The organism is Providencia sp. UF-224 (assembly GCF_058245955.1).
This window is the reverse complement of the sequence record NZ_JBSICC010000106.1, coordinates 1-521: the sequence shown is the minus strand read 5'-3', so window position 1 is coordinate 521 and position 521 is coordinate 1. Positions and strand designations below refer to the sequence as shown.

The 521-nt window shown below is 51.6% G+C and carries 1 protein-coding gene; it reads left to right on the top strand.

What is annotated here, in order from left to right; genetic code table 11:
• Window positions 1–462: type-F conjugative transfer system protein TraW (locus AC4IFO_RS23045; RefSeq protein ID WP_490737860.1), on the top strand; the 462-nt coding region annotated here is incomplete at its 5' end.
• Window positions 463–521 lie beyond the last annotated feature (59 nt).

Genomic DNA, 521 nt, shown 5'->3' with positions numbered 1-521 from the left:
ATGCAGCAAGATTTTAAAGACCGCGTGATTGAAAATACCCTGCGTCCACCGCCCGTGGATTGGCTCAGTACTGATACCGAAGCACACACGCTATGGTATGACCCGACGTTTACGGTTCAAGGGGATTATGCTGACCAGAACGGCGTGATGTTTGCCCGCCAAGGTGACAAAATTAACCCGCTGAGTCATGTGGTGCTTGGGCAAACCCTTTACTTTTTAGATGCGGATGATCCGCGCCAAATTGCTTGGATGAACGCACAGCAACCCGCCACCTTGCGTTACAAAGTCATTTTAACGAGTGGCAACATCAAAGAGGCGACGCTGGCACTTAATACCCGCGTGTTCTTTGATCAAGGGGGCAGTTTGAGTCGCCAACTCGGGCTTCAGTACATTCCCGCGGTGGTGACGCAAGAGGGCGACAAACTCAAAATCATGTCGGCGGCCATGCAGGAGGGGCGATGAGTAAATTCACCCGTTGGTTATTGAGTGTGTGCGTACTTGGTTGTGTGACCGTGACGATA